Origin of the sequence: Xanthomonas sp. SHU 308 (genome assembly GCF_000364645.1) — a bacterium.
Taxonomy (GTDB): Bacteria; Pseudomonadota; Gammaproteobacteria; order Xanthomonadales; family Xanthomonadaceae; genus Xanthomonas_A; species Xanthomonas_A sontii.
In genome coordinates this window covers 1-2643 of sequence record NZ_AQOK01000699.1, presented here as the reverse complement: position 1 = coordinate 2643, position 2643 = coordinate 1, and the positions used below count along the sequence as shown (strand labels likewise).

General features: G+C 69.9%; 4 protein-coding genes. 2 read left to right on the top strand and 2 right to left on the bottom strand.

Annotation, left to right across the window (positions count from 1 at the left end; translation table 11 throughout):
* A partial coding sequence (locus D588_RS25460) for a molecular chaperone (protein WP_017917103.1) occupies positions 1-663 on the bottom strand: 663 nt, incomplete at its 3' end.
* A gap of 14 nt (positions 664-677) precedes the next feature.
* On the bottom strand, positions 678-1181 hold the full coding sequence (locus D588_RS0119005) for a spore coat U domain-containing protein (protein WP_017917102.1): 504 nt from the start codon (positions 1179-1181) through the stop codon (positions 678-680).
* A gap of 226 nt (positions 1182-1407) precedes the next feature.
* On the opposite strand from D588_RS0119005, the gene map reads away from it, so the two are divergent.
* Both map and D588_RS25455 read left to right on the top strand, forming a co-directional pair.
* Complete coding sequence (map, locus tag D588_RS0119000) at positions 1408-2184, top strand: type I methionyl aminopeptidase (protein WP_026143884.1); 777 nt, start codon at positions 1408-1410, stop codon at positions 2182-2184.
* A 29-nt stretch (positions 2185-2213) separates the two neighbouring features.
* Positions 2214-2643 (top strand): nucleotidyltransferase domain-containing protein (locus D588_RS25455; protein WP_198526786.1); only part of this gene is annotated, 430 nt, incomplete at its 3' end.

The following is a 2643-nucleotide window of genomic DNA, read 5'->3' as shown; positions in this document are numbered from 1 at the left end:
CTGCGCCAGCGCCGCCGGCAGCGGCCAGCGCTTGCGTTGGCCCGGCAGCACGTAGCCGGCCAGGCCCTCGGCGATGGCGCTGCGGCGGCCGTCGCCGGCGACGAACTGCAGGTCCACCAGCTGCGCGTGGCCGTTGCCCTCATTGCGCACTTCCAGCGCCGCGCCCGCGCCGTCGCGGAGCAGCCGCGCGCGCAGCGTCGGCGCAGTGGCGACGGCCGGCTGCAGGAACACCGGCACCGAATAGCGCAGCACGAACTGCAGCCCGGCACTGGCGTTGCCGCCGGCATCCTGACTGGGCAGTTCGTCGACCAGGATGCGATAGGCGTCCTCGCCGGCGGCGGGCGCGGGATCCAGGCGGATCACCCGCACCAGTTGCCGCGCGTGCGGCGCCAGTTGCAGCATCGGCGGGCTGAGCGCGATGCGGTCGCTGGGGTCGAGCACATCCTCGCCGTCGCGCTGCTGCCAGCGGAACACGCGCACCTGCGCACGCAGCGGCACGTCGCCGCTGTTGCTCAGCCACAGGCCCTGCGCGGTCTCCTCGGTACGCAGCGACACCGAGGTCGGCGCCACCTGCAGGCTCGCCGCGACAGCCGCGCCGGCCGCCGCCAGCCACAGCGCGGCGAGCGCCGGCAGGCGCAGGAAGGAAGACAGTCGCGAACGCATGCAGGCGGCTCCGGTTACCAGGTGACGGTGGCGGTGACGACGTCGCTGTACGAACCGGCAGGGTAGTTGGTGCTGGCGACCTGGCCGTAGACGGTGATCGGTTGCACTGCACCATTGCCGGTGCCGGCCTGGGTGTCGGTGCCGATGGTCGAGCCCCAGTTCTGGGTGCGCGCGGCATTGCGGTACAGCGCGTACGGCACGCGTGCGGTATTGCTGGCGTCGGCGCTGCCCATGGTGCGGGTGGTGACCGTGGCGCCTGAGCCGGAACCGGCGTTGAGCGCGATGTTGTACGGGGTGCCGGAGGTGCAGCGCACGTTCAAGGTGCCGGTGCTGTTGATCGCGGTCTGGGTGGAATTGACGCTGCCGAAATCGACGTCGGTGGGCGCGGTCTGGATGTCGCAGACGCTGGTGATCTGGATCTTGACGTTGAAGGTGCGCGAGTCGGACTGGCCCCAGGCCAGGCCGGTCCCGGCGGCGAACAGCACGAGGAAGGCGAGAACGCGATGGAAGGGGTACATGGCAGGGTTCTTCGGTGAGGGCGGACAACCGCCGGTGCCACTGCCAGTGCAAAATGCGCGCCAGTTCACATATTTATGGATCGTTATCCACTTTTCACATGGGATGACCGCCACAGGGCGCCGTGTTCAGTGCGATGAAGGCGGCGGCGACCGCGCCGGCGTGCCAAAAACCCGGCAACGCGTCCGGCGCGTTCAGCCAGCGCCGGGATGAGCGATAATGACGACCATGACCGTCAATCTGAAAACTCCGCAGGACATCGAGAAGATGCGCGTGGCCGGCCGCCTGGCCGCCGAGGTACTGGACCTGATCGGCCCGTACGTGAAGCCCGGCGTCACCACCGCCGAGCTGGACCGCATCTGCCACGACCATATCGTCAAGGTGCAGGGGGCGGTGCCGGCCAACGTCGGCTATCGCGGCTTTCCGAAGACCGTGTGCACGTCGGTGAACAACGTCATCTGCCACGGCATCCCCAGCGAGGGCAAGATCCTGAAGGACGGCGACATCGTCAACATCGACGTCACCGTCATCAAGGACGGCTGGCATGGCGACACCAGCCGCATGTACTGCGCGGGCACGCCGTCGGTGATGGCGCGGCGCCTGATCGAGGCCACCTACGAGGCGATGTGGCGCGGCATCCGCGCGGTGAAGCCGGGCGCCACGCTCGGCGACGTCGGCCATGCCATCCAGCAGTACGCCGAGAGCGAGCGCTTCAGCGTGGTGCGCGAGTACTGCGGCCACGGCATCGGCAAGGTCTACCACGACGAACCGCAGGTGCTGCACTACGGCCGGCCGGGCGACGGCCTGGTGCTGAAGCCGGGCATGACCTTCACCATCGAGCCGATGATCAACGAGGGCACGCGCTACACCCGCGTGCTGCCGGACGGCTGGACCGTGGTGACCAAGGACCGCAAGCTCTCCGCGCAATGGGAACACATGGTCGCCGTCACCGAGGATGGGGTGGAGGTCCTGACCCTGTCGCCGGGCGGCCTCGGCGAACCGTGAGCCTGCTGCCGGCCGGTGCCGATGCCGGCATGCCCGGTGCCGGCGTCGACGACGCCGGCTGGGCGGCTGCTGTCCGGCAACTGCTGGCGCAGACCGATGCGCGGCTGAGCAAGCGTTTCGACCAGGGCGACGACATCGATCGCCTGCTGGCGCTGCGCGCGCGCGCGCTGGACCAGTTGATCCGCCACGCCTGGAGCCGCTGCGTGCCGCGCGAGGCCGGGCTGGCGTTGTTCGCGGTCGGCGGCTATGGCCGTGGCGAACTGTTCCCGCGCTCGGACATCGACCTGCTGGTGTTCGGCGACCTCGATCCCGCCTACGAACCGGCGCTGGCACGGCTGTTCCCGCTGTTGTGGGACGCCGGCGTGCCGGTGAGCCATGCGGTGCGCTCGGCCGCGCAGTGCACCGCGGCCTGCGCCGACCAGACCGTGCTGACCGCGCTGATCGAGGCGCGCCCGCTGC

Coding starts and splice junctions, on each gene's coding strand:
- D588_RS0119005 (WP_017917102.1), bottom strand. CDS start 1,181: ATGTACCCCTTCCATCGCGTTCTCGCCTTCCTCGTGCTGTTCGCCGCC.
- map (WP_026143884.1), top strand. CDS start 1,408: ATGACCGTCAATCTGAAAACTCCGCAGGACATCGAGAAGATGCGCGTG.